This window comes from Pseudoduganella flava, assembly GCF_007830495.1.
Classification (GTDB): Bacteria; Pseudomonadota; Gammaproteobacteria; order Burkholderiales; family Burkholderiaceae_D; genus Rugamonas; species Rugamonas flava.
This window is the reverse complement of sequence record NZ_VLKW01000006.1, coordinates 22,625-46,473: the sequence shown is the minus strand read 5'-3', so window position 1 is coordinate 46,473 and position 23,849 is coordinate 22,625. Positions and strand designations below refer to the sequence as shown.

The 23,849-nt window shown below is 68.6% G+C and carries 19 protein-coding genes; 3 read left to right on the top strand and 16 right to left on the bottom strand.

Annotation, left to right across the window (positions count from 1 at the left end; genetic code table 11):
* The first annotated feature begins 6 nt into the window (after nt 1–6).
* Nucleotides 7–411: a dihydroneopterin aldolase gene (locus tag IP92_RS16135; RefSeq protein WP_145876788.1), complete on the top strand. Its 405-nt coding sequence runs from the start codon at nt 7–9 to the stop codon at nt 409–411.
* A 7-nt stretch (nt 412–418) separates the two neighbouring features.
* Here the strand turns inward: IP92_RS16135 and IP92_RS16130 are convergent, their stop codons facing one another.
* From IP92_RS16130 to IP92_RS16080, 12 genes are all read right to left on the bottom strand, one after another.
* A complete protein-coding gene (locus tag IP92_RS16130; protein WP_145876786.1) occupies nt 419–958 on the bottom strand; it encodes a hypothetical protein in 540 nt (179 codons plus the stop codon).
* A 58-nt stretch (nt 959–1,016) separates the two neighbouring features.
* Nucleotides 1,017–3,140 (bottom strand): hypothetical protein, encoded by a 2,124-nt coding sequence (locus IP92_RS16125; RefSeq protein ID WP_145876784.1) that lies wholly within the window; start codon nt 3,138–3,140, stop codon nt 1,017–1,019.
* A 37-nt stretch (nt 3,141–3,177) separates the two neighbouring features.
* Nucleotides 3,178–4,701, bottom strand: a complete 1,524-nt coding sequence (locus tag IP92_RS16120) for a SagB family peptide dehydrogenase (protein ID WP_145876782.1) — start codon at nt 4,699–4,701, stop codon at nt 3,178–3,180.
* A gap of 18 nt (nt 4,702–4,719) precedes the next feature.
* Nucleotides 4,720–6,615, bottom strand: a complete 1,896-nt coding sequence (locus IP92_RS16115; RefSeq protein WP_145876780.1) for a YcaO-like family protein — start codon at nt 6,613–6,615, stop codon at nt 4,720–4,722.
* Between the two features lie 2 nt (nt 6,616–6,617).
* Nucleotides 6,618–7,802, bottom strand: a complete 1,185-nt coding sequence (locus tag IP92_RS16110) for an ABC transporter permease (protein WP_145876778.1) — start codon at nt 7,800–7,802, stop codon at nt 6,618–6,620.
* 2 nt (nt 7,803–7,804) lie between these two features.
* Entirely contained in the window at nt 7,805–8,956 is a 1,152-nt protein-coding gene (locus IP92_RS16105; RefSeq protein ID WP_158206779.1) for an ABC transporter permease, read from the bottom strand.
* Nucleotides 8,949–9,641 (bottom strand): ABC transporter ATP-binding protein, encoded by a 693-nt coding sequence (locus IP92_RS16100; RefSeq protein ID WP_145876774.1) that lies wholly within the window; start codon nt 9,639–9,641, stop codon nt 8,949–8,951. Before IP92_RS16100 ends, IP92_RS16105 begins: the two co-directional genes overlap by 8 nt.
* A gap of 38 nt (nt 9,642–9,679) precedes the next feature.
* On the bottom strand, nt 9,680–10,714 hold the full coding sequence (locus IP92_RS16095; protein ID WP_158206778.1) for an efflux RND transporter periplasmic adaptor subunit: 1,035 nt from the start codon (nt 10,712–10,714) through the stop codon (nt 9,680–9,682).
* 25 nt (nt 10,715–10,739) lie between these two features.
* Complete coding sequence (locus IP92_RS29925; protein ID WP_158206777.1) at nt 10,740–11,915, bottom strand: M50 family metallopeptidase; 1,176 nt, start codon at nt 11,913–11,915, stop codon at nt 10,740–10,742.
* Nucleotides 11,908–12,891: a thiopeptide-type bacteriocin biosynthesis protein gene (locus IP92_RS16090; protein WP_145876768.1), complete on the bottom strand. Its 984-nt coding sequence runs from the start codon at nt 12,889–12,891 to the stop codon at nt 11,908–11,910. The genes IP92_RS29925 and IP92_RS16090 overlap by 8 nt, the downstream gene beginning before the upstream one ends.
* A gap of 1 nt (nt 12,892) precedes the next feature.
* Nucleotides 12,893–15,604, bottom strand: a complete 2,712-nt coding sequence (locus tag IP92_RS16085) for a lantibiotic dehydratase (RefSeq protein ID WP_158206776.1) — start codon at nt 15,602–15,604, stop codon at nt 12,893–12,895.
* 149 nt (nt 15,605–15,753) lie between these two features.
* Nucleotides 15,754–15,942, bottom strand: a complete 189-nt coding sequence (locus IP92_RS16080) for a hypothetical protein (RefSeq protein ID WP_145876765.1) — start codon at nt 15,940–15,942, stop codon at nt 15,754–15,756.
* 420 nt (nt 15,943–16,362) lie between these two features.
* Here IP92_RS16080 and IP92_RS16075 point away from each other — a divergent pair, with 420 nt between their 5' ends.
* Nucleotides 16,363–16,944: an acyl-homoserine-lactone synthase gene (locus IP92_RS16075; RefSeq protein ID WP_145876763.1), complete on the top strand. Its 582-nt coding sequence runs from the start codon at nt 16,363–16,365 to the stop codon at nt 16,942–16,944.
* Between the two features lie 45 nt (nt 16,945–16,989).
* Nucleotides 16,990–17,328 (top strand): hypothetical protein, encoded by a 339-nt coding sequence (locus IP92_RS30220; RefSeq protein WP_199271793.1) that lies wholly within the window; start codon nt 16,990–16,992, stop codon nt 17,326–17,328.
* Here IP92_RS30220 and IP92_RS16065 read toward each other — a convergent pair.
* The 4 genes from IP92_RS16065 to IP92_RS16050 all read right to left on the bottom strand — a co-directional run bounded on the left by IP92_RS16065 (nt 17,312) and on the right by IP92_RS16050 (nt 23,847).
* Nucleotides 17,312–18,073, bottom strand: coding sequence for an autoinducer binding domain-containing protein (locus IP92_RS16065; RefSeq protein ID WP_145876761.1), 762 nt, complete (start codon nt 18,071–18,073; stop codon nt 17,312–17,314). The two genes, IP92_RS30220 and IP92_RS16065, sit on opposite strands and share 17 nt — an antisense overlap.
* Before the next feature lie 183 nt (nt 18,074–18,256).
* Entirely contained in the window at nt 18,257–19,123 is an 867-nt protein-coding gene (gene ttcA, locus IP92_RS16060; RefSeq protein ID WP_145876758.1) for a tRNA 2-thiocytidine(32) synthetase TtcA, read from the bottom strand.
* 170 nt (nt 19,124–19,293) lie between these two features.
* Complete coding sequence (locus IP92_RS16055; RefSeq protein WP_199271991.1) at nt 19,294–21,051, bottom strand: M14 family metallopeptidase; 1,758 nt, start codon at nt 21,049–21,051, stop codon at nt 19,294–19,296.
* 111 nt (nt 21,052–21,162) lie between these two features.
* Nucleotides 21,163–23,847, bottom strand: coding sequence for a TonB-dependent receptor plug domain-containing protein (locus IP92_RS16050; protein ID WP_145876754.1), 2,685 nt, complete (start codon nt 23,845–23,847; stop codon nt 21,163–21,165).
* Nucleotides 23,848–23,849 lie beyond the last annotated feature (2 nt).

The window sequence follows — 23,849 nt, the reverse complement described above, 5'->3', positions numbered from 1 at the left end:
ATACACATGCTGTCCGCCCTCACCCATCCGAGCCTGCAGAACTGCCGCCGGCTGTTCCTGCGCAACTACGAAGTGCTGATCAATATCGGCGTGCACGACTTCGAGAAAAAGGGCGAGCAGCGCGTCCTGATCAACGTCGACCTGTACATCCCGCTGGCTGTCTCCACGCCGAAGGCGGACGAGCTGCACGAAGTCGTCGACTACGACTTCATGCGCGAAACGATCGCGCGCCGCATGGCGCAGGGTCACGTGCACCTGCAGGAGACGCTGTGCGACGACGTCGCGAAAGAGATGCTGGCGCACCCGCGCGTGCGCGCCGTGCGCGTGTCGACGATGAAGCCGGACGTGTACCCCGACTGCGAAGGCGTCGGCGTCGAGGTCTTCCACATCAAGGAAGACACGGCGGCGTAAGCGCCCGCTACACCGCGCGCAGCAAGGCGACCGCGCTGGCCCACAGGATTGCGCCGGTCGCGAACAGCGTCAGCGCGGCGGCTTGCGGCCCGGCGCCCGCGGCCATGTACAGCAGCGCGACCAGGACCAGCGCCGCCGCCGTCACGTAGTAGCCGCGGTAGCGGAACAGCCGGCCGAGCGGGAAGAAATGGATGCCCACGACAAGCACCACGCACGGCATGATCCAGCCTGCGTGGCCCGTGGCGTTCAGCAGCACGATGGCAACGCCGATACTGGTCCATTGCACCGCGTTCACGGCGATCAGCCCACGGCGCACGCGCTGGCGCACCGCTGGGTCCTGCGGCGCCGTGCAGCCGCGCCGCCGCGCCCGGAACGTGCGTACCGCCCAGCCGGCCAGCAGCAGGCTGAGCAGCACCACCGCCGCCAGCAGCGGCACGCTGGGGCCCGCATACTGGTAGCTGGCGCCGGCCAGCCAGGTGCCGCCGAACAGGGCAAGGAAAACGCCGCCGAGCGCAAGGCCCGGATGGTGGGTGCTGGTGTAGCTCACGGATGACCTCTCGCATCGATGAAGTGTGGTGCCCAGTCTAGCGCACCAGGCGCCCCGTTCATACTCCACATTCTGATAGGGTGGCAGGCTTGCCCTCCCCCTCCTCCTCCCCCTCCTCCTCCCCCGCCGCCACGCGCGCCAGGGTTGCCTTGACGACCACCACGCCCGCTTGCGCCAGGTCGGCGGGCGTGATGTCGCAGTACAGCACCTCGCCGCGATGGTCCGCGCCGGCACCGGCCAGCGCGGCCAGCCCGGCGTGTGCCGGAACCCCAGCCTGCGCCGGCGGTTGGAACGGCCCGTAGCCGGCCGCCGGCGGCAGGAAGTCCTCCCACGCGGCCAATGAGGCGCCGTCCGCCGCGACTGCGAGCGCCTCCGCCAGCGCGGCCTTCAGCGCCGCGTCGAACGACGTACCGGCGCCCGCGAGCACCCGTGCCGCCGGTGTGCCGGCCGGGTCCAGCGCCAGCAGCACGACTGTCAACGGCCCCGCCGTCAGCGTCCATGCCGTGCTGGCCGGGGCGGCCTGGCGCAGCAGCGCGAAGAATGCCGCGCCGGCGGCATCGGCATCGGCCGGGTCGACCTGGCGCGGCGCCAGCGCGCCGTCCGCCACGAGGCGCAGCGCCGCATGCGTCAGCAGCGACGTCAACGCCGCCTGCCGCGCGTCCGCGAACGCCAGCCCGGCACCGATGCCGGCGGCCGGCTGCTCGACGATCGCACCGTCCGGCGGCATGCCCCCGTACACATCGGTGCCGGCCAGCAGCCATGCGCTGTCCTGGCCCAGATCGGTGGCACGCAACCAACCCGGCAGCGCGCCAGGGCCGCCGGGTTGGCCGACGTTGCCGGCAACCTGCGCGCCGTCGACGCGGGGCAGGCCAGTGCGCACAGCCCGCGCGTCGGACAGCAGCGCCTGGCGGCGCGGCCCGCGCGCCACCGTGTAGGCCACCGCCGCGGCCAGCAGGGCCTGCTGCCGCGCCTGTGCGTTGGACACCAGGCTGTTGCCGGGGAACGCCGTCACGGCGTCGCGCCGCAAGAGGCTCTGGAATACCGGCACCTGCTTGAGCGTGTCGTCGTCGAAGCCGGCGAACACGCCGACCTCGGGCTGGACCAGCATCTGCTGCGCTTCCAGCGGCGTCAGCTCGCGCACCGGCGCGGCACTCGTGTGGCCGGCGCAGACCGGGCAATCGGGATGCGCCAGCACGGCCGCGCTCTTCGACTCCAGCGTCATCGCACTGATCGACTCGAGCACGTGGCCGTCGGCGGCGATGCCGCAGGCATGCTGGAACACGCGGAACGCCAGGCCGTTGCCCATCACCTGCAGCAGCGGCGCGCCGTCATGCTGGGCATCGCCCTGCCAGCGCTCGCCCAGCGCGCGCCGGCGCCACAGCGGCGCGGCGGCCGCCGCGGGCAGCTGGTCGAGCAGCCGCAGGAATGCGCAATGCCAGCACCCGGGGCCGTCCACCGCCGGCAGCGGACCGAGCCGCGCGGCGCCCGCGATCGTCACAGCCGGGAATACGGCCACGCCGGCGGCGGCGCCCTGGCGCGCCAACTCGGCAAGCGCGCCGAAGTCGGGCCGGTCCGACACGTAGCAGGCATGGTCGAAGGCCAGGTGCGCGTGCGCCGTCGCGAACGGTACGTCCAGCGCTACCACCTGCGCGCCATCGCCGTGGGTGGCGGCAAACGCCGCGAGCCCGGCGGCCACGTCGGCGTCCACGCCGGCCGCGACGTACAGGTGGCCGGCACCATTGCGCAGCAGCGCCTTGCCGGCGGCACGGCAGGCGGGGCCGTCGCCGTCCAGGTAGATGCGCGCACTGCGGAAGCGCAGGAACGCGGCGCACGGTGCGGCCACCAGATGTTCGAGGAACGCCAGCTGCGCGCCGTAACGGGCGTGTTCGGCCGGCGCCAGCAGGTCGTGGTCGTCCTGCACGCGGGCGATCAGCACCTGCTTGCCGATCAGCGTCGTCAACATGCGCGTGACCGCTTCGGCGCGGTCGGCCGGCAGCGCGGCGGTCAGCGCAGCCAGCGTGCGCGTGCCGTCCAGCAGCGGCGCCAGGCGCAGGAACATCGGGTGGATGCCCTTGCCGGTCAGCGATACCACCCGTTCGTTGCGGCGCAAGTACATGCCGGTGTCGGTCGGCAGGAAAACCGTGTCGTGCGGCAGCAGGGGCCTGATCTGTTCTGTGTTCATGATGTGCTCCGATAGTCGATTGAATGGTGGACGGGCGCTAGCCGTCGAAGCGCGCCGTGAAGCCGGAGGGCGCGCCCTGGCCGGAAATCATCAGCATCATCACGATGCTCTCGGCCGGCCGCTGCAGCTGGAACAGGCTGTCCGCCTCGGCGCAGTTGAAGCCCAGCGCGGCGCCGCAGGACAGCCCCAGCCGCGCCGCCGCCAGGTAGGTGCGCTGGGCGATCATGCCCGCCTCGGCATTGCAGATGCGCAGGCTGCGTTCGCCCCACGCGGCATAGGCTTCCTCGTGCCGCGCCACGACGGCCACGAGCAGCGCCGTCTCGGCGATGTTGTAGTTTTCCAGGTAGTAGATGCGTTGCAGGCCGGCGGCCGGGTCGGGCGCGCCGCCCTCCTCTTGCAACGCGTGCGCGGCGGGATCGTAGGCATAGGCGCCCACGGCAAGTCCTGGCACGTGCTGGGCGAACACGGCCAGCCGTACCGCGCGCGGCCCGGCCGGCTGCGCCACCACGTCCGAACGGTACGGCGCCATCGCCGCCGCCAGCAGCGTGGCCAGCTGTTCCGGCGATACCCCGGCGCCCGCGTCCTGCCGGCCCATGCTGCTGCGCCGGCGCATGAACAGTTCCGTATCCGTCGCCAGCGGCGCGGGTGCGGGCAACGCGGTGCGCCTGCCTGCCGGCAGCCACGGCTCCAGTGCGCGCGGCGGCGGCACGTCATCGAGCAGCGTCGCCGCATGCAGCTGGCGGATCAGTTCCGGCACCGCGACCCGGCGCGACCGCTCGAGCGGTGCGGCGGCGCGGCCCTGCCAGGCGCCGCCGTCGGCCAGCACGGCGCCGCCGCTATCGGGCGCCAGCTCCAGCACGGCCATCGGCGCTTCGTCGTCCAGGTCCAGCCCCATCGCGGCGGCCAGCCTCCGGTCGGCGAACCGGTAGCGCACCTGCGCGCCGATGCCGAGCTCCCCCAGCACCTGCAGCAGCGTGCCCAACATCGCGCCGACGTCCTCGGTAACGACCTGGTAGCCGAAGTTCTTGTACTTGAAGACGTTCTTCCAGAAGCGCACCGTCAGCACGAGGTAGCTGGCGCCGGCGCGCGCGCTGCCGTGCCAGCAGGCCGCCAGCGCCGGCGTGCAGCGCCCGGCACGCAGGCGTTGCAGCACCGAGCGCGCCTCGCAATGGTGGTAGATGCCGCTCGGCAGGCCGGCCAGACCGTCGGCGAACAGGTACAGTTCGACCGGGTACAGGCCGCCGCCCGAGGCGGTGCCGCGCGCGTAACTGGCGCGGCCGTGATTGAGAACGGACGCGGACTTGGTCCAGTCCACGTCGAGCTTGCGGCGCAGCAGGCCGTTGGCATGCCACAGCGCCCACGCCAGGGCGGCGAGCGATACGCCCGGCGCCGGGCGCTCGGCCAGCTGCGCGCCGGCCGGCAGCGGTACCTCGAAAGTGCCCGGGCGCACCGTGTGCTTGAACGGCGCGTCGTCCCAGTCCACCGGACCGGACGTGAATTCCTGCGACAGGTAGGCATTGCGGTCCCTGAAGCTGGCCTGGTATTGCTGTATGAGCGACATGATGGTTCTCCGCAAGGTTCAGGGGAAAGGATGGGGGGCGCGATGCAGGTCGGCCGGCTGCAGCCGATCCGCGCGCAGGCCGAGCCGCTGCGGCAGTTCGTACAGCCGCGGCAACGTGGCGGCGCGGCAGCGGCCGTGGCCGAAATCGATCGGCAGCATGCCCGGCACGATGGCGCGCACCGTGCGCAGGCCCACGCGCATCTGTTCGGGCGAGCTCTGGTCGACCCACACGACGTCGCCGTGGCCGGCCTCGCGCAGCGCGGCAAAGAAGAATTCCAGGTCGTCGAGCAGCGACAGCGACCTCGGGCGTACCGCATTCCAGGCCGCATACGTGTCGCCGAAGCTGCGCTCCTCCCCATTCTCGACGAGGAACAGCGCATGGTGCAGCACCTGCGGCTGGCCATACAGCAGCGCATGGTCTTCCAGGCCCGTGACGCTGGCGAAGTCAGGTCCGCCGTCGCCCCAGCGCTCGGCCGCCGCGCGCCGCGAGCGTTCCTCGAAGCCGTGGAAATGCACGGCCACTTCGCCCAGCGCGCGGCGGATCGCCTCGCCGGGATCGAAACTGGCGCCGGCGGCGATCGAGAACGTGCCGTACTGGCCGGGTTCACGCACGATCACGGCCAGCACGACGGGAATCGGCAGGTCCAGCCGCGCATCGAGCAGATGCAGTTGCGCGCCCGCGGCAGTCAGGCGGGCGATGATCGTGCGGCACTCCAGGTCCTCGACGGTGTCGAGGGCGATGTGGCGCGGCGCCAGCCGGGCCAGCCAGTGCAGCATGAACGCGTCGCGCTCGATCGTCTCGAGCAGGCCGAACAGCAGGGCTTCCTCGACGCAGCTGCCCGTCGCGCAGCCGCTCGAATTCCCGTAGATCATCTGGCGTCCGCCGTAGTACACGAAGTCGGACGGCACCAGCACCGGCCCGCCGCGCGCGATCGAATGCCCGCGCACCCACGTGAATTCCGTCTCCGGCGTAAAGCGGCGCAGCGATGGATCGCTGTCGTAGATGTGGTCTTCATACAGGCCCAGGCTGGCCGGATGCAGCGTTTCGCCGGCGATCTGCGCGTAGCTGGCCCGCACGGCGGGTGCGCGGTCGCGCGCCAGCAAGCCGGCATGCCGCTCCAGGCCCTCGATGATGCCGACCACCGCGCTGTCGCGGTAGGTCTGGGCCGTGCCGAACCAGTCGATCGGCGCCTCGCGCGCCAGCTCCGATTCGAAGAAGCGGCCGTTCGACAGCGCATAGAACGGCAGCTCGCGGTTCTGCAGCAGCTGCTTGCCGAGCATGCCGTTGACGGGGTGGATGTAGCGGCCGACGTCGATCGCGAAGTCGCCCAGCTGGCGGCAGCGATACGCGCCGGCGTGGCGTTTGTAGCGGTGCTCCAGGCGCGGTGCCGCCTGTGTGTCCGCCGCGGGCGGCGGGTTGCACAGCTCGCAGCTGCGCTGGCCGTGCAGGCCGAACGGCACGGTGGTCAGCGCCACCAGGTCCAGCGCGATGCCGCTGTCGGCGCGTTCGATGACGAACGCCATCAACGCGGGCACCAGGTCCAGCGCGAACGGCGACAGGTGGGCGGGTGCGCATTCGTCGATCTGGCTGCCGCGCCGGTGCGCCGCCAGCTCATGGGGGATCTTCTGCGCCAGCCGCGCCTGGCGCAGGCAGCGCGCGCAGGCCTGTACGCCGCCGCCGACCGGGAAGAACAGCAGGTAGCGCTCCACCGCGACGATGCCGACGCCGCGTGCGGCAGCCCCGTGCATTTGCGCAAAGGCAGCCCTGTCGTCCGCATCGGACCAGGCGTGCACGGCGGCGCCCTGTCCGCCCGCGGCATCGGCCAGCCGGCTGCGCACGCCGTCATGCGCGGAGAAGATGAACACGTTGCCGGCGCGGCCGCCGGCCGGCGCGTGGGTAGGCTGGGTCATCATCGTCACTCCGCCAACGCGTTGACGAGCGGCTGGCGCATCGCCCGGATGGCGGGGAACAGCCCGCCCAGCACGCCGATCGCGATGGCCCACGCCATGCCCTTGGCCAGCTGTGCCGGCGCAAGCGCCATATGGAACACGAGCGTGGACAGCCCGCCGCTGACGGTCGACGCGCTCATGCCGTTGAACACCAGATATGCGCCCAGCGTCCCCGCCGCGGCACCCGCCAGCGCCAGCGCCAGCGACTCGAGCATCGTGCCGCACAGCGTGGACAAGTGGCCGTAGCCGAGGATGCGCAGCGTGGCGATTTCCTTCGCCCGTTCGGCCACCGAGCTGTACATCGTGTTCAGCGCGCCGGCCAGCGCGCCCAGCGCCATCAGCGCGGCCAGCGGCTTGCCGATCGCATTGATCAGGTCCGAACTCTGCTTCGCCTGCTCCGCGTAGTACTCCTGCTCCGTCTTGATGTCGACGGCCAGGCGCGGGTCGTTGCCGGCGTAGCGGCGCAGCGCGGCAAGACTGTCGGCACCCGTCAGGCGCATGCGCAGCGACTGGATCGAGCTGCCGCGTCCCGTGAGGCTTTGCAGCACGTGCAGGTCGGCCCACATCTCCGATTCGAACACGCTGCCGTTCGCATCGAGCACGCCGACGACGGTCCAGTCCACCGCATGGATGCGCACCTTCGCGCCCAGCGCCAGGCCGGCGAACTCGCGCTGCAGCGCGCGGCCGACGACCAGCTCGTTGCTGCCGGGGCGGAACATGCGCCCTTGGGCGAGCCGCACGGCGGGACGCACCGCCAGCGCGGCCGGGGTCACGCCGCGCAGCGTCATGTTGGCCTGCTCCCCATGTGCCTTGCGCGTGCCGTCGACCACCATGTACAGCTCCGGTGACACGAGCGCGCGGCCCTGTTCGCGCACGACGCCGGGCGCATCGTCGAGCAGGTCCTGCTGTTGCTTGTCGAGCGTGCTGTTCACTTCGGCGCCGGCACCCGCGCGCAGCACGATCGCCAGGTCGGCCGAGCCGCTGTTGTCGAGCGCGTGACGGAAGCCGTTGTCCAGGGCCAGCGCCCCCAGCAGCACGAAGACGACCATCGCGATGGCTACCGCGGCGGCCAGCGACATCGCGCGGCGCTGCGGCAGGCTGAATAAACTGATCCGGGCGGCGGCCCCGATCTGGCGCAGTGTGGCAAACATGGTCAAGCCCTCCCCAAGGCGGTGGCAACGTTCAGGTTCAGCGCCGCGCGCAGCGGCACGGCGGCGGTCAGCAGGCCCAGTGCCAGCGCGGCCGCCAGGCCGGCCAGCCAGATGGCCGGCGTCATCGCCAGCGCGGCGAAGTTCGGGCTGGCGTGCAGCACGGCCACGATGCCGCGCGCCAGCAGCAGCCCGCCCAGCGCACCGGTAACCGCCAGCAGCAGCGCCTCGCCGACGACGACGCGGGCGACCGCGGCACGCGGGAAGCCGAGCGACTTGAAGATGCCGATGTCGCGGCTGCGTGCGCGGCCGTTCATCATCATCGTGTTGCCGACGACGAGCAGCATCGTGACGAATGCGGCGGCGACGACGATCGTGACGATCAGGCCGACATTGCCGAACTGGGCCAGGAACGCGCGGGCGAACTGCTGCTCGCTGACGGTGTGCGTCTCGTCCGGCGTGTTGGCGAATGCGGCGTCGATCGCCCGGGCCAGCGCGGCGCCACCACCGGCCGCACGCGGCGTGACCACGATCGATCCGACCTTGTCGGTGCCGAACGTGCGGGTGGTATTGAAGTAGTCGTAGTGCAGGAACACGGCCTGCTCGTCGCCGCCTTCCAGCGCATTGGTGTAGATGGCGCTGACGACGAAGTCCCACGCGTGGCCGCCGGCACGGTTGCTGAAGATCGTGCTGTGCAGCGTCACGTGCTGGCCCACCGTCCAGCCGAAGCGCGCGGCGGTGGCATGGCCGACCAGCAGGCCGCGGCGCTCGCGCACGAAGGCTTCGCGCTGCCGCGCATCCATGCGCAGCTCGGGGTACACCGGCAGGTAACCTTGCGGATCGACGGCGTACGAGACGAGGAAATTGCGCGGCTCCTGGAAGTAGCCGCCAAACCAGCTGGTGTGGGTCGCCTGTCTGGCGCCCTGCAGCGCCGCGATGCGCTCGACATACGCATATGGCAGCGGCTGCGTGAAGTTGATCCGGTTCGAGACGATCTGGCGTTCGCCCTGGTCGGCGCTACCGGACGCGGTCATCACGCCCTGCACGGCTTGCAGCAGGCCGAACAGCAGGAACGCGACGGCGATGACGATATACATCAGCAAAAACCGCAGCGGCTTCTGCAGCAGGTTTTTCCTGATCAGCGTGAACTCAGACATGTTCGGCCTCCCTTTGCACGAAGACGCCCTTGTCCAGGTGCAGCGTACGCTTCGCATACGCAGCCGCGGCCGGGTCGTGCGTGACCATCACGATGGTCTTGCCGTGCTCGCGGTTCAGCAGCCGCAGCACGCCCAGGATCTCGTCGGCCGTCTGCCGATCCAGGTCGCCGGTCGGCTCGTCGCACAGCAGCAGCGCGGGATCGGCCACCAGCGCCCGCGCGATGGCGACGCGCTGCTGCTGCCCGCCCGACATCTCGCGCGGATAATGGCGGGCGCGCTCGCCCAGGCCGACGACGTCCAGCGCGATCTTCACGTTCTGCTCGCGCTGGCGCCGGTTCAGCCCAGTCAGCAGCAGCGGCAGCTCGACGTTCTGCGCAGCGCTCAGCATCGGCATCAGGTTGTACGACTGGAAGATGAAACCGACGTTGGCGGCGCGCCATTGCGTCATCCGGCTTTCGCTGTACGTATCCAGTGGCTCCTCGCGGAAGCGCAGCGAGCCGCTGCTGACGCGGTCGATCCCGCCCAGCAGGTTCAACAGCGTGCTCTTGCCGGAACCGGACGGCCCCATGATCGCGACGAAGTCCCCTTCCGGAATGGCCAGGTCGAGCTGCGCGAAGATGCGCACGCTTTCCTTGCCGCGCTGGTAGGTCTTGCCGACGTTTTGCAGTTGGAATAAGGCGGACATGATCGTTCCCTTCAGGTCAGGTGTGGGTTGAGTGCGGATTAGGTGTTATGTATGGTCACTTTCACTGCCATGTCGGGCAGGATTTTCGGATTCGCCTCGAGCAGCGCGATGCGCACGCGCACGGTGCCCTTGTCGCGGTTCGCGGTCGGCACGACGGCCAGCACGCGGGCGGCAATCTTCATGCCGGGATAGGCGTCGAGTACGGCGTCGACGGTCTGCCCCGCATGCACCCGGCCGATGAAGGTCTCGTTGACCTCGGCCTGGATCTCCAGGCTTTCCATGTCGACGATCGTGCAGATCCCCGAGCGCGTGAAACCGCCGGCGCCCGAGATCGGCGACACGATTTCGCCGGGCTGCGCATTCTTGTCGACGACGATGCCGGCAAACGGCGCACGGATGTCGTACTGGCGCCGCTGCGCCTGCAGCCGCACGGCATCCGCGCGCGCCGCGGCGGCCTCGTGGCGCGCACGCACCAGTTGCGCCTCCAGGCTGGCGACGCGGGTGTTGTCGTGCGCCACGCTGGCCGGGCTGATGAAGCCGGTGCGCGCCAGCGTCGCGTTGCGCGCCGCCGTGTCGCGCACTTCGGCCAGGTCGGCCTGGGCGGCCAGCACGCCCGCATCGGCGGACGCGACGCGTGCCGACGCACCGGCCAGTTCGCTGTCGGCCATGCCGGCGTTCAGCACCGCAAGCACCTGCCCGGCGCGCACCTGCTGGCCCTCCTCGACGAGGATGTCCAGCAGCCGCCCGGTGACTTCGGCGGCCACGGTGGCGCGGCGCCGGGCGACCACATAGCCGGAAGCGATCAGCCGGGCCGGTGCCGCGGTATCGGCGGCGGTATCGGCGGCGGTGGGGGCGGCGGCCGGCGCGGCGGCCTGGGCCGGAACCGGGGCGGGCGTCGCGGCGGGTGTGCCGCGGCCGAGCGTAAGGTCGAGCGTAAACACGGCGGCGGCGGCGCACAGTACCGCGCCGCCGCACAGCGCGGCCGGCAGCCAGGCCCGCCGCGGCGCCGGCGCAGTCTCGGGCGCGGGCCGGCCGATCTTCAGTAAATGCAGTTGTGCGCTGATGTCTGACATGGCGGTTCCTTTCAATGATGGCGGCTCAGGCCGCGCCCTTCTTGCGGCCGTAGCGGACATACAGCGCGGTGAGCAGCAGCGGCGGCACGAAGGCGGCCCACAGCATGTCCTTGGCGACGGTCCAGCTGACCCAGCGGTACAACGCGCCCGTGACGGCGGCCGCGGTGACCAGCGCATAGCCCGCTCCGTAGGCCAGCAGCGGCCAGTCGCCCGTCCGCCCCTGGAAGGCGCCGCGCAGCGCCACTGCCGCCTCCTCCTTCAGCTCCGGCCGGCCGCGGCCGACGCTGACCAGCAGGTAACCGTCGAAGCGCAGCACGGGCAGCAGGTTGACGAGCACGGAGAGGTTGTAGAACACCAGCACGAACGCGCTCAGCTGGCTGGCCAGGCTGCCTGCCGGCGCCAGCCGGTGCACGGCCACGAACGGCACCAGCATCAGGAGGTTCACCGTGACGCCGGCCAGCAGGGTCACCGCGCGGGCCCGCGCATGGGGCAGCACGACGAGGTCGTCGAGTTTGCAGTACGGGAAAAACATCAGGTACCGGAACATCAGCCCCATGTCGTGCACGCGGCCGCCGTAGCGTGCGCACATCGTGCCGTGCGCCAGCTCGTGCAGCACCGCGCCGCCATAGACGATCGCGCAGTAAGCGACGATCAGCTGCCAGGACGGCGCGCGGATGGTGGCGGCCAGCGTGGCGCCGAGCGCCGCGTGGTTGACGAGCGCGTACAGTTCGCAGGCGCCGATCAGCAGCGCGATGCACCAGGCGGCCACGCGGCCGTCGACTACGGCCAGCCGCGCCGCCAGCCATTGCACGGCACGGTCGGGGTCGGCGAGGCGCAGGTACACCTCGCCCCAGCCTTTCACGGTCAGCCGCGGCAGTGCCGGCGCGACCTGGGCCGGCGCCGTGCCGCTGGGGTCTTCCAGCAGCCCGCGGCTGCCGAACAGCTGCATGCACTGGCGCATGCCGGCAGCACTGAGCGGCGCGCCGAACCGCTCGCCGTATGCGGCGCCGATCGCGGCCCAGTCGCGGCTGCCGTCCAGCTGCGCCAGCAGCCACGCTTCGCGGGTGCCGAGCCGGTAGTAGTTCAAGGTCGCGCCGTTTTTCACGTAGTGCATGACCTGGCCGCCGACCCGCATCGCCGGGCCGATCGTTGCGAGCGGGCTGCGCCGCACGCGCAGGGAGAGAAGGGCGGCGTCAGACATGATCGGCGAAGGCATGATGGGCCAGGTAAGCCAGGTACACCTCGTCCGAGATGGCGAGGCCGAGGCGGTTGTTGTGCATGTGGATGTAGCTAGGCAGCAGGTAGCGCACGTAACCGGCCATGCCGCCGCGCTCCTCCGGCACCACGATCGCACCGTCCGCCTGGGCCTGGGCGAGGCTGTCCTTCAGCGTCGTCAGCGTGGCGATCCAGGCCGCTTCGACGGGCGTCGCGGTGGCCGGGTCGGCCAGCGTTTCCTCGCACGACGCGATGGCCGCGGCCAGGAACTCGCGCTGGCGCTCGTACTTGAAATGGAATTCCGGCCCCCGCGACGGCCCCTTGCGGCCGCCGAACTGCGCCCATTGGCGGTGGTACGCGAGGGCGAAACCGGCCCGTTCGGCGGCGTCGAAGAAGATCAGGCAGACGTACGCGAAGAAGCGGAATGCCTGGCCCAGCACGATGCGGAAATCGTGGCCGTTCTGGCCCTTCAGCACCTGCAGCGTGACGGCGCTGGACGACTCGAAATACGCCTCGGCGATGGCGGTGCCGCGCGCGCCGCCGTAGCGCTCGTACTCGGGTTCGTAGCGGGCCGGCTGGATGGTGTTGTTGCGCTCGAACGGAATCAGGCCCTTCTTGCCGTACTTGCGGTACAGCGCCGGCTCGCCGTATTCCTCGATGAACAAGTTCTTGAACATGTCGGACATGTACAGCGACGGGAACTTGAAGATCGACGGCCGCCGGGCGAGGAATTGCTCGACGCCGGTGCTCACCGTCTTCAGCAGCGCCGGCACGGCGGCGCTGTCGGCCGGGCGCAGCCGCAGGCGGATGTGCGGGCCCTTTTCCCAGTAGCGGATGAAGAAGTAGTTCGCCAGCAGGCCATCGTCGGACAGCTTGCGGATCAGCGGATCGATCGCTTCCGTCAGCAGCCAGAACGGGTCGCTGTTGTAATGGATGTGGAGGCTTTCCCAAGTCGGTTGCATGTCAGCTCCTCGTGATGGAGGTCAGGTCGAAGATGTATTCGCAGTGGTGGCGCGCGCCGTCCGGCACCGGGTCGGGCAGCGGCTCGGCGAGCCACAGCACGCCCTCGTGCTTCTCGAGCTCCTTCTGGAACGCGAGCAGCGAACGGATGCTGGCGAGATCGAAGAACATCGGCTTGCGCTGGTTTGCCTCCACCGAATCGGTGCGGGTGAACGTGATGTAGCTGCGCGCCGGCACGCCGTGCTCGCGGCACCAGTTCCGGGTACGCAGGTACAGCTCCGCGTCGCTCTCGCCCGGCGCACGGCGCGGCACCAGGGCGGGCGCGATCGCCCACATGCGGCGCAGCACGACGACGTTGCCGACACGCACGCGCGGATAGGCGTCGATGGCGGTGACTTCGCGGGCATGGAACAGCCGGTCCCAGCTCGGCAGCGACACGGACGTGGCCACGCCGAACAACAGCAGCATCTTCTGCACGTCCGGCAGCAGTTCGCTGACCAGGCCGCCGAGATAGACGGGCAGCACGCGCCGACCGTCGCGCGCCGACACCAGCTCGAGCGTATCGGTGGGCGGGTCGTGGCGGATGAGGAGCTCGGCAAGGGGGATGTGCACGCGCTCGTGCGGCCCATCGGTGCGCGGCGCGCCGCCGATCACGTGGTCCACCAGCACCGGGTGGAAGTTCAGGTTCGAGTCGCCGTTGCCCGGCAGTTCGGCCACCACGGTATCGGGCGGGACGTTGGCGGCGATGTAGGCGCGCAGCGTGCGCGTCGCCAGGTCGTCGCGATCGTCCTGCCACAGGTACAGCAGGCGGGACATGAGCTGGCCCGAGCCGCCATACACCTTGTTGAGCACCCATTGCCGGGCATCGCCCGCGCAGGGCTGCATGAACAGCGAACCCGAATACACGCCATGCAGCCGGGTCGGCATCTGCGAGCGCAATGCCGCCAACCGGGCCGGATCGATGACCATCTCGTCCGTGCCGCCCGCCCGGCCAAGGCTGCGCAAGTGCCGCAACGTCAGGTTGCGCAGGCTGTGCAGCACGCGCGAGGCGCGGATGTTGGCGCTGTGCCGCGTGTCGAAGCTGGCGTCGAAATACTCGATCGTCTTGGCCTCGGCGCTGACGTTCTGGAACGGGCCCGCGCATTCGCGCGCGAATTCCTCCGAGAAGCGCGGCACGTCGGTGCAGACGCCGCCGGCGCCGAAGCGCTTCTTGAAATACTCCGCCAGCGCGGCGCGCAGCGGCGCGTTGACGTCGAAGACGGGCTGCAGCTGCTGCAGCGTCTTCAGGTTGCCGATCAGTTCCGCGTTGCCCGCGAACGGCAGGCCATGGCGGCCGCCGTCCAGGGCGGCATCCTCGTAGAAGATCGTCGACGACTCCAGTTTCAGCTGCAGTCCGTCCGCCTCCGTCTCCAGGTCGCCGACGGCCGCGGCGATCCCGCCCAGCAGCTCGCGGCGGCGCGCCACGTCGTCCGTATCCATCTGCCCGGTGATCGCGTCGGCCCGCTCGACAAAGCGGGTCAGCACGTCGGCGCCGATCTCGGCGGCGCCCCGGCGCACGTGTTCGAGCAGGTCGCGGTAACTGCCGGCGTCGTACGTATCGGTCGATTCGACGAGCCCGACGTCGAGCAGGTACATCAGCCACGAGGTGACTTCGCCCGGTGACTGGCCGTTGCCGGCCAGCGCCTCGACGAGGCTGCGGAACGGCAGCGCCGGAGTGGCGCGCAACAGCTCCAGCATCCGCCGCAGCGGGTCCGTCAGCGCGATGCTGAACATGCCGTGCGACGTCAGCGAGCCGAACGCCATCAGGCGCGACAGAGGCCGCGAGCGCAGGCGCAGGAAGTGCACGCGGTCCTCGTTGACGAGCGCCGTCGGGTTGAGCCGCAGCTCCACCGTCGCGCGCGCGATCTTCGCTTTCGCGATCGACGATGCCATGCGCGCCAGCAGTGCCGCGTTCAGGCGCGTCCGGGTGCGGTAGCCGAAGCCTTGCGCCAGGTGGGCCGGGGCGGCGGCAGGCAGGTCGCTCCACAGGCCGTGGGACACGATACCGAACGTGCTGAATGGACTGGTCTTGGTGCAGGCGCGCAGGAAGTAGCCGAACAGTGCATTGTCCAGCAGCCGGTGTTTATGGGTGATCTGCGCTTCCGGGCGCGCAAAATAGCGGTCCAGCTTTTCTTCGAGCTGGGCATTGGCGATCTGCAGCGCGCGCTGGAAGACGGGGCGGTTCGCCCATCCATGGATCGCCACGCGCGAGGCTTCCAGGTCTTGCGCCAGGGCGTCCGCGCAGCCGGCCAGGCTGTCCTTCTGGCCCTGGGCGGCGGCGGCCCAGGCATCCAGCTGTGCCGCCTGGGCGCCATCGAGGTAGCGGCGCGCCACGTCGAGGGCGGCGGCACGCTTCGGTGCGCGGCCATTGTGCACCGCGCGTTTCAATTCGATCAGCTCGCGCATATCGGTACGCAGCGCGTCGTCCTTGGCGAGCACGTTGATGATCCCGTGCAGTTGTGCGCTCAGCGGCTCGGCCAGCGCCTGCAGCGTGGCCTGGTGGCCATCGATGCGCTCGACGAGGGTGCGCACATTGCACGATTCGATCGCGCCGAGCGCCGCCAGCGGCAGGCCGGCCAGGCGGAACAGGAACAGCGGCGACAGCACGGTCGAAATCCGGTCTGGATCACGGTCGTGGCCGACCGGCTCTACAGTTTTGAGGGCGATGTTCGACACGTCGGCTCCATCACGGGGGTCCATGCCCGGCGTCGCGCAGGCTGGCGCGCCTTGGCCTGGATACGCGCCATCGGGCGCGGTTGAAAAAAAATGGCGATGGTCGCAACGCCGTTCCGACCATCACCGCCTTGTCAACGGAATTAATCCGTTCAGGAGCAGCAGGAGCTGCAGGAGCTGGTGCTGCTGCTGCTGCACAGCGAAATATCGGACAGCGGTGCGAACATATTCAGGTCGTTGATGTCCTCGACTTCGAAGTTTTCTTGCGCGATATCGGCCAGCGAATCGGCTTTGTTATCGGTGGTGTCGGCGGGGATGGCGGCTTTGATGTCGTTTTTCATGGTGATTCTCCTATCAGGTTAAGTTCGGTTTATTTACTGCGCCACGCGATGTGGTGAAGTCATATTATCGAAACGCCATTTGCTGGACAGCTAGGAGAACTGATAGGTAAGCGAACCGGGGCATCGCGCCGCCGCCAGCGCTTGCCGCCGCGCACCGGCCCAGCCGTCGCAATGGCGCATGGATACACGCTCTCCCCGGGTTTCATAGAGCGCAGGCGCGCGCGTGCCGCGCGCTTAGCACCATCGCGCCGGCGCCGCGCTAGCAGAACTGCTAGGTTGTCGGCGCCATTCCACTATTTGTCCTGCTAGTTTTGCGGCTTACCCTGTTTGCATAAAGTAGCCACATCGGTTGAGCGCAAATAAAAACGCAAAACCGGATTCCCTAGACCGAATATCGCCAACTACCGCCAGGAGAATAAAATGGGCTCGATGATTCAAATTGGACAGCGCAATCATTTCGATCGCAACGACCTGCACGCCCTGCATGTATTGCGTGCGAAAGTATTCCGCGATCGGATGGGATGGGATGTTCCGGTATTGGCGGGAATGGAAATCGATGGGTATGACGCGCTGGAACCGCACTACATGGTGATTCGCGACGAGGCGAGCAAGGTGTGCGGCTGCTGGAGGATGATGCCGACCGACGGGCCGTACATGCTGAAGGATACATTCCCGGAACTGCTGCATGGCGCAGCCGCCCCGCAGGACAAGCGCATCTGGGAACTGAGCCGGTTTGCGATCGAGACGGAAGGCGACAGCCAATACGGCTTTGCCGAGCGGGCGCTGATCGCGATGCGCGCCATCGTCCAGTTCGCCGACGAGCACGATATCGCGAAGTATGTGACGGTCACGACGACCGCGGTTGAACGCCTGCTGCGCCATGCCGGCGTCGAGACCACCCGCATGGGGCCGCCGCTGCGCATTGGTGTCGAGCGTGCCATCGCACTGGAAATCCACCTGGGCGAAACGACGCGCAAGGCCCTGTTCGGCACGCTGCATTGAACCGCCGGCGCCCCCACCCGGGGACGCCAGCTCACGGAGATCCCAATGAACGATGAAGTTTTTGCCGGGCGCGCGGCGGCCGCGCCCGCGCAGCACTGGCTCACGCCGCAAGACAAGCAGCTGATGCGCGACCTGCGCTACATCCTGCGCGAAAACCAGACGGAGTTCTGGAACCGCTTCGGCGTCACGCAGTCGAGCGGCAGCCGCTTCGAGCGCGGCATGCCGATTCCCCTGCCGGTGCTGCTGCTGATCCGCCTATATCTGCTGCGCGTCGTCTCGGACGCCGACCTGGCGCAGGCGCGCGTACCTGCCCCGGCGCCGGCGCCCCCGCACGACGGCGGCCCGCTGCACGCATTGCGCGACGCCGTCAGCCCGGCAGGCTGATCAGGCCAAGGCGGATCGCCTTCAGCACCACGTCGTTGCGCTTGCCGACGGCGAACTTGGTGCGCAGGTTCCCGATATGGAAATTGACGCCCGCCTCCGAAATGCTGAGGATGCGGCCGATCTCCCATGCGGTTTTGCCCGCCGCCATCCACTGCAGCACGTCCAGTTCGCGCGCCGTCAGCACCGGCGCTTCCTCGGGCGGCTCGGCCGGACGGACGTACGGCTTCATCGCATCGAAGGCGACGTCGCGCAGCAGCGTCAGGCCCGGCAGGTGGTGGTTCAGGTCCTTCAGGAATGCCGCGCCGGGCTGCTGGTCGCGCACGCAGGTGAGCATGCCCACCTCGCCGCCCGGTCCGCGGATCGGCAACGTCACGCCGACCCGCAGGCCGAACGTCGCCGCTTCCTCGTACAGCGCGTGCTGCGCATCGGTCTTGAACGATTGCGGCATCCAGATGAATGGCGCACTGGCCTTGAAGCAGTACTCCACCGTCGGGTCCGTTTCGCGCAATCGATGCTCGTCGTAGTAGCTGCGCCAGGCCTGCGGGTAGTTGCTGCGCAGGTAGACGTCCGCCGGATTGACGTTCGGCCGCGGCATGACGGCGAAGATCATCTGTTCGAAGCCGAGGCTGCGCACGGCGGCCTGCAGCTGTGTCATCGCCTCCCCATCGGACGCCGCACTCATCAGCGCGCCGAACGGCGACAACGGATCGGGCACCGAAGCATCGATGCCATCCATGTTGTCCATGGCTCCCCCTTCCCTAAGGTCGCAATGTCTGGAAAAGTGCCCTGGGAAGGTGTGTCCCCGTCCTCTCAGGCAGGAACTATCGTAACAGAGCTTTGCAATTAAACAACCATTTATGCAGGTTGCTTAGCAAATGACTGTTCAATTACAACAGTGCCGGGCCCGGCGAAAACACTTTGTTCGGACTCAGAGGAATTTCACGACGCCGCCGCCCGTTTCGGCCGTGTTCTCGGCATCGAACAGGATATCGCCGTCGAACGAACGGCTGCCCAGCGTCTCAAAAGTCGTGAAGTCGAACAGCTCGCGGTCGAGCATGTGCGACGGCACCACGTTCTGCATCGCCGTCATCATGCTGCGCACCCACAGCGGATTGGTCTTTTCCCATCCATTCAGCATTTCGCGCATCGCCTGCCGCTGCAGGTTCGGCTGAGAGCCGCACAGATTGCATGGAATGATCGGGAAGCCCTTGGCGGCCGCGTACTTCTTGATGTCGCTTTCCTTGCAGTACGCCAGCGGACGGATGACGATGTTTTCGCCATCGTCGGCACGCAGCTTGGGCGGCATCGTCTTGATCGAGCCGCCATAGAACATGTTCAGCATGAACGTGTGCAGGATGTCGTCGCGGTGGTGGCCCAGTGCGATCTTGGTCGCGCCCAGTTCCTTCGCGGTGCGGTACAGGATGGCGCGGCGCAGGCGCGAGCACAGCGAGCACGTGGTCTTGCCCGGCTCGATCTTTTCCTTGACGATGCTGTACGTGTCCTGCTCGACGATCCGGTACGGCACGCCGATACCGTCGAGATAGGTGGGCAGCACGTGTTCCGGGAAGCCCGGCTGCTTCTGGTCCAGGTTGACGGCGACCAGCCGGAACTCGATCGGCGCGATGCGCTGCAGGTGGCGCAGCGTCTCGAGCATCGTGTAGCTGTCGGCACCGCCGGACAGGCACACCATCACGAGATCGCCCTCCTCGATCATGTTGAAGTCCTTGATCGCCTTTCCGGTTGCGCGGCGGATGCCGCCCTCGAGCAGCTCGAAGCGCTTGGACGTGACGGACATCGGAGCGTCCGAGCCGCTGTCCGGTTCCTCCGCAGCCGCGGGGGTTCGTGATTTTTCGCTAACGTTCATGATTCGTCTTCTGTTGCAGCGGCCCGCCAGGACGGCGCCGCGGGAGAAATGAGACGTGCATTCTCTCACGGTCGCGCCGGGATCGGAAAGCCGCCGCCCCGTCAGTACGTGCGCGCCGTGCGGTACACCGGGTACAGGTTGAACCGTTCATCCCACGAAGGATGACGCTTCGCGAAGAATTCCAGCCGCGCGTGCGGGCTCTTCGCGAAGGCGGGGTCGCTCTCCAGCCTTGCCTTGAACGCGTCCGCCACGGCCGGGTCGCGCAGCTGCTCGCGCGCGACTTCCTCGGCCACGTATTCCTCCATGTACTCCTTGCGCTCGAACGCCGTGTTGAACGCGCCCCAGGCCAGCAGCGAGTCGGCGCCCTGCGGTTCCAGCATCGTCATCACCAGCCGCGCCTTCGGCTGGGCGATCGGCACGAACAACGCGCCCTGCCCCACGTCGCGCTGTTCCGCGTTCCATGCCCCTTTCACCGCCAGCATCTGGTGGCCTTCGAACGATTGAGGGGTGAGCTTCGTCTCGGTGGCGCGGAACGCTTCCACGTCGACCTTGCCCGGCGCGCCCGCCAGCACCTTGAACGTCACGCCGTGCTGCTTGAGCTTCGCGCCGACGGCGGCGGCATGGGCGGCGGGCACGAGGTAGCCGCCGGCCGGCGCCTTGACGACGAAGTCCGGCACGATCTCCTCGCGCAGCGGCACTTTCCACAGCTGCGGCTTCGTTTCGTCGTATTGCGTCCACGTGCCGCCCGAGACGTCGGACGGCACCCGCTTGTATTCGTAGCCGCGGAAGTCGATCGTGTGCGTCTGGTCCGTCGTCTTGTAGCTGAGCGGGAAGTCCTGGCCGCCCAGCGCCGCCGCGCGCGCATCCGCCGCCAGCGCCGCCGTGCGCCATTCGGTGCCGTGCGTGGCCACCTGGTCCAGCAGTGAGACGATCGTGTTGTACGTGATCTTCACGCGGGTCGGATAATCCTTCCACGAGTGCGTTTCGACCAGCATGCCGAAGCGGTTGCGCAGGTAGAAGTAGCCGGTCGAGTAGCGCGCAGTGGACATCTCGTCGATGAAGCCCGACTGCGGGTCGTCCGTCTTCGCGAACGAGATGTAGAAGTGCTTCGGATCGGAGCCCTGTTTGCGCAGGTCGGCGATCACGTTGTCGCGCAGCGCCGTGCCGGCTGCCCGCAGCGCCGCGTCGCCGCCGTGCACCGGCTCGACCTGGATCGACACGTCCGCCTCGAACTTCGCGCCGTCCGTCACGTGCAGGTCGATGTAGGCCAGCGGGTCCCACTGGTTCACCAGCGCCAGCATCGCCTGCATCTCGGGCGCATCGGCCTTCACGTAATCGCGATTGAGGTTGTAGTTCTGCGCCGTCACGCGCCAGCCCATCTCCACGGGGCCGCGCTGGTTCGGGCGGTTGTTCGGACCGAAGCGCTCGTGCCCGTCCACGTTGAATACGGGGACGAACAGCACGACCTGCTTGTCCAGCGTGCCGCTTGCCGCCTTGCCTTCCAGCGAGTGGCGCAGCGCGAGGAAGCCGGCGTCCTTGCCGTCGATCTCGCCGGCGTGGATGCCGCCCTGCACCAGCAGCACGGGCAGGTTGCGCTTCTTCGCTTCCGCGGCCGTCAGCGCGCCCGTCTTCGACACGGCCAGCGCCAGCATCGGCCGGTTCTCCGGCGTGCGGCCGAATTCGAAGCAGCGCACCGCCTTCGGATAAGCCTTCTGGAAGTCCGCGCACAGCTTGATCACTTCGTCGTAGCGGCCGGTGGCCTCGAAGCCGGAGCGTTCGGCAACGGTGGTGAGAACGGGGGCGGCGTGCGATGGCAGGACGGCGGCGGCGATTGCGAGCGACAGGGCGGTGCGAAGAATCATCTACAGGCTCCGGACAGGTGGACGAAAAAAAAACGGGACCGGCACGGATCGCGTGCCGGTCCCGCTCGGCCGGAGCATCTTACATGATGCCGGCCGGTGCAGTACACATCAGGTCCCGAAGTGGTAGTTCAACTCGACCCAGCCGGTACGCCCCGCCGGGCTGTAATTGCCGACCGGGTAGTTCGGCCAGCCGCCCGACGTATCGGACTTGATCCGGTTGGCGACGTTGTTGACGATCAGCGACACGCTCAAGCGCTTGTTCACCTGGTACACGGCACTCGCGTTGACCAGCGTGGTCGGCGACAGGTACGCCGTCTGCGCGGCGTTCGGGATCTTGCCGTAGCGCGTCGCGAACACGGTGGTGGACCACGGCCCCACGTTCCAGTTCAGGCTCGCGGCCAGCTTGTCCGGCCAGTCCGTGCCTTCCAGGTTGTGCAGGTCGTCGGACACCGCGTCGCCGGCGAACTGCTTCGAGCGCAAGGTCAATGTCTTCGTGTACGCGCCGCGCAGCGTGAACGTGCCATAGCCGGCCGTGCGCAACGCGTACTTCGCGCTGACGTCGAAGCCGCTCGTGCTTTGCTGCGCCGCGTTGATCGGGTTGACGCGGATCTCCTTGATCTCGCCCGGCTTGACGAGCGAATCGGCGGCATAGCGGGTGATGCGGGCCAGCGCATCGACGCAGGTCGGCGAAGCGATGTCCTGCTGGCCCAGCCGGCAGGTCGCCTCGTCGCGCAGCAGCGTGTCGGCCGACAGGTTCGTCACGAGGTCGTCGATGCGGATGTTCCAGTAGTCGGCCGACACGTCGAACGCCGTGCTGGGCGACCACACGATGCCGGCGCCGTACGAACGGCCCCGCTCCGGCTTCAGGTCGCGGCTGCCGTACTGCACGTAGTCGGCGCCCGGCGACACGTTCGCGTACTCGCACGTGTCGAGCGGTTGGCCGGCCAGGCCGCAGCGGTAGTAATCCGTGGTGGACGAGTAGTAGCCCGTGCCGCGTGCCTTGTAGATGTAGTTCATGTCCGGCGCGCGGAAGCTCGTCGACCGCGTCGCGCGCAGCAGCAGCTCCTTCGCGGGCCGCAGTTCCAGCCCGGCGTTGTAGGTGAACTTGCCGTTGCTGCGGTCGGCGAACTCGTAGCGGTCGTAGCGGCCGGCCAGCGTGCCGGTCAGCTGCCGCACGATCGGGATGCTGGCTTCGGCGCCGGCGGCATAGCGCGTGCGCGTGCCGGCCGTCACGTCGCTGCGCGTGGCAGTGTTGAAGTAGCCTTCGTTGATGCGCGGGTCGGGCCGGTTCGAGAAGCCCTGCCGCCCCGCCTCGGCAACGACGGCCAGTTGCAGCGGGCCGGCCGGCAGTTGCAGCATGGGGCCGTTGGCGGTGACGGACAGCGTGTGCGTCCACGACTCGTCCTCGCTGTGCGACAGGCCCTTGACGGCGCCGAATTCGGCCGGCGTCAACGGGCGCGCCAGCCGGGCCGGATCGGGCGCGTAGATCGCCACGCCGTCTTCGTCCGTGCCCACGCGCGGGCCGAGGAAGAAGCTGTCGATGTTGGCCAGCGCGCGCGGCACGTGGTTCTCGCTCTTGTACCACGACGCGCTGTAGCCTGCCTCGTAGCGCCAGCCCGTGCCGCCGATGCGGCCGCGCGAGCCCAGCGAAGCGGCCAACGCCCGGTCGTTCCACGTGCGGTAGAACTGTTCCACGCCGCCCATTTCTTCCGGCGCGATGTAGCGCGTCCACGCTTCGTAGTTGCCGGTGTTTTGATTCAGGAAGTAGCTGTTGCCCGTCGACGCGGAAGTCCACGACAGCCCGCGCGTATTGTTCTGCGTCGTGTTCGCGCCCGCGAGCACGTCGGCAAACAGCGTGTGGTCGTCGTTCAGGTCGTAGGTGACGCTGCCGTACGCATTCTTGCTGAGGTTCCTGGTCTGCACGCTCCAGTAGTGCGGGCCCACCTTCGGGCTGGCGCAATAGCTGCCGGTGCGCGACGTGTAGCGGATCACGCTGTTATCGAACAGGTTGCCGATGGCGGCACACGTGTCGCCCGGATCGATGTAGCGCCCGGCCGTCACGTTGCGGCGCGACAGCACGGAGGACGGCGTGCCGGAGCGCGTGTCCATGAAGTCCCGCTGCGTGGCATCGATCGGATTGCGCTCGCTCGCTTCCAGCGCGAACAGCGTGTGCAGCCGGTCGAACGACTGTCCGCCGGTGAACTGCACGCGCCGTTCGGCACCGCCGCCGCGGCTCGTGCCGCCCAGCTTCACGTTGACGTCGTAGCCCTTGACCTCCTTCTTCAGGATGATGTTGACGACGCCCGCGATCGCATCCGAGCCGTAGATGGCCGATGCCCCGCCGGACAGGATCTCGATGCGGTCGACGACGGAGGACGGGATGTTGGCGAGGTTCGTGAAGTTGACGGTGCCTTCGTAGGCGATCGGGAAGTCGGCCAGGCGGCGGCCGTTCAGCAGCACCAGCGTGTGGTTCGGCCCCAGGCCGCGCAGGCTGATCGCGTTGGCCGACGGCGTGAAGGTGTTGCCAAAGTCCGCGCCCTGCGTGAAGCCGCTGTTCTGCAGCTGGTTCGACAGCGCGTCGAACACGTTCTTGTAGCCCTGGCGCGTGATGTCCTCGCCGGTGACGACGGTGACGGCCGAGGGTCCTTCGAGGCCGGCCCGCGGAATCCGCGAGCCGGTGACGACGACGGTGGCACCCGCTTCTGGCGAGGTGTCCACCTGCGCGTGCGCCAGCAAGGGCACGCCGCAGAAAGGTGAGCAGAATGCGGCGGCGATCAGATTTTTGGTCTTCATTG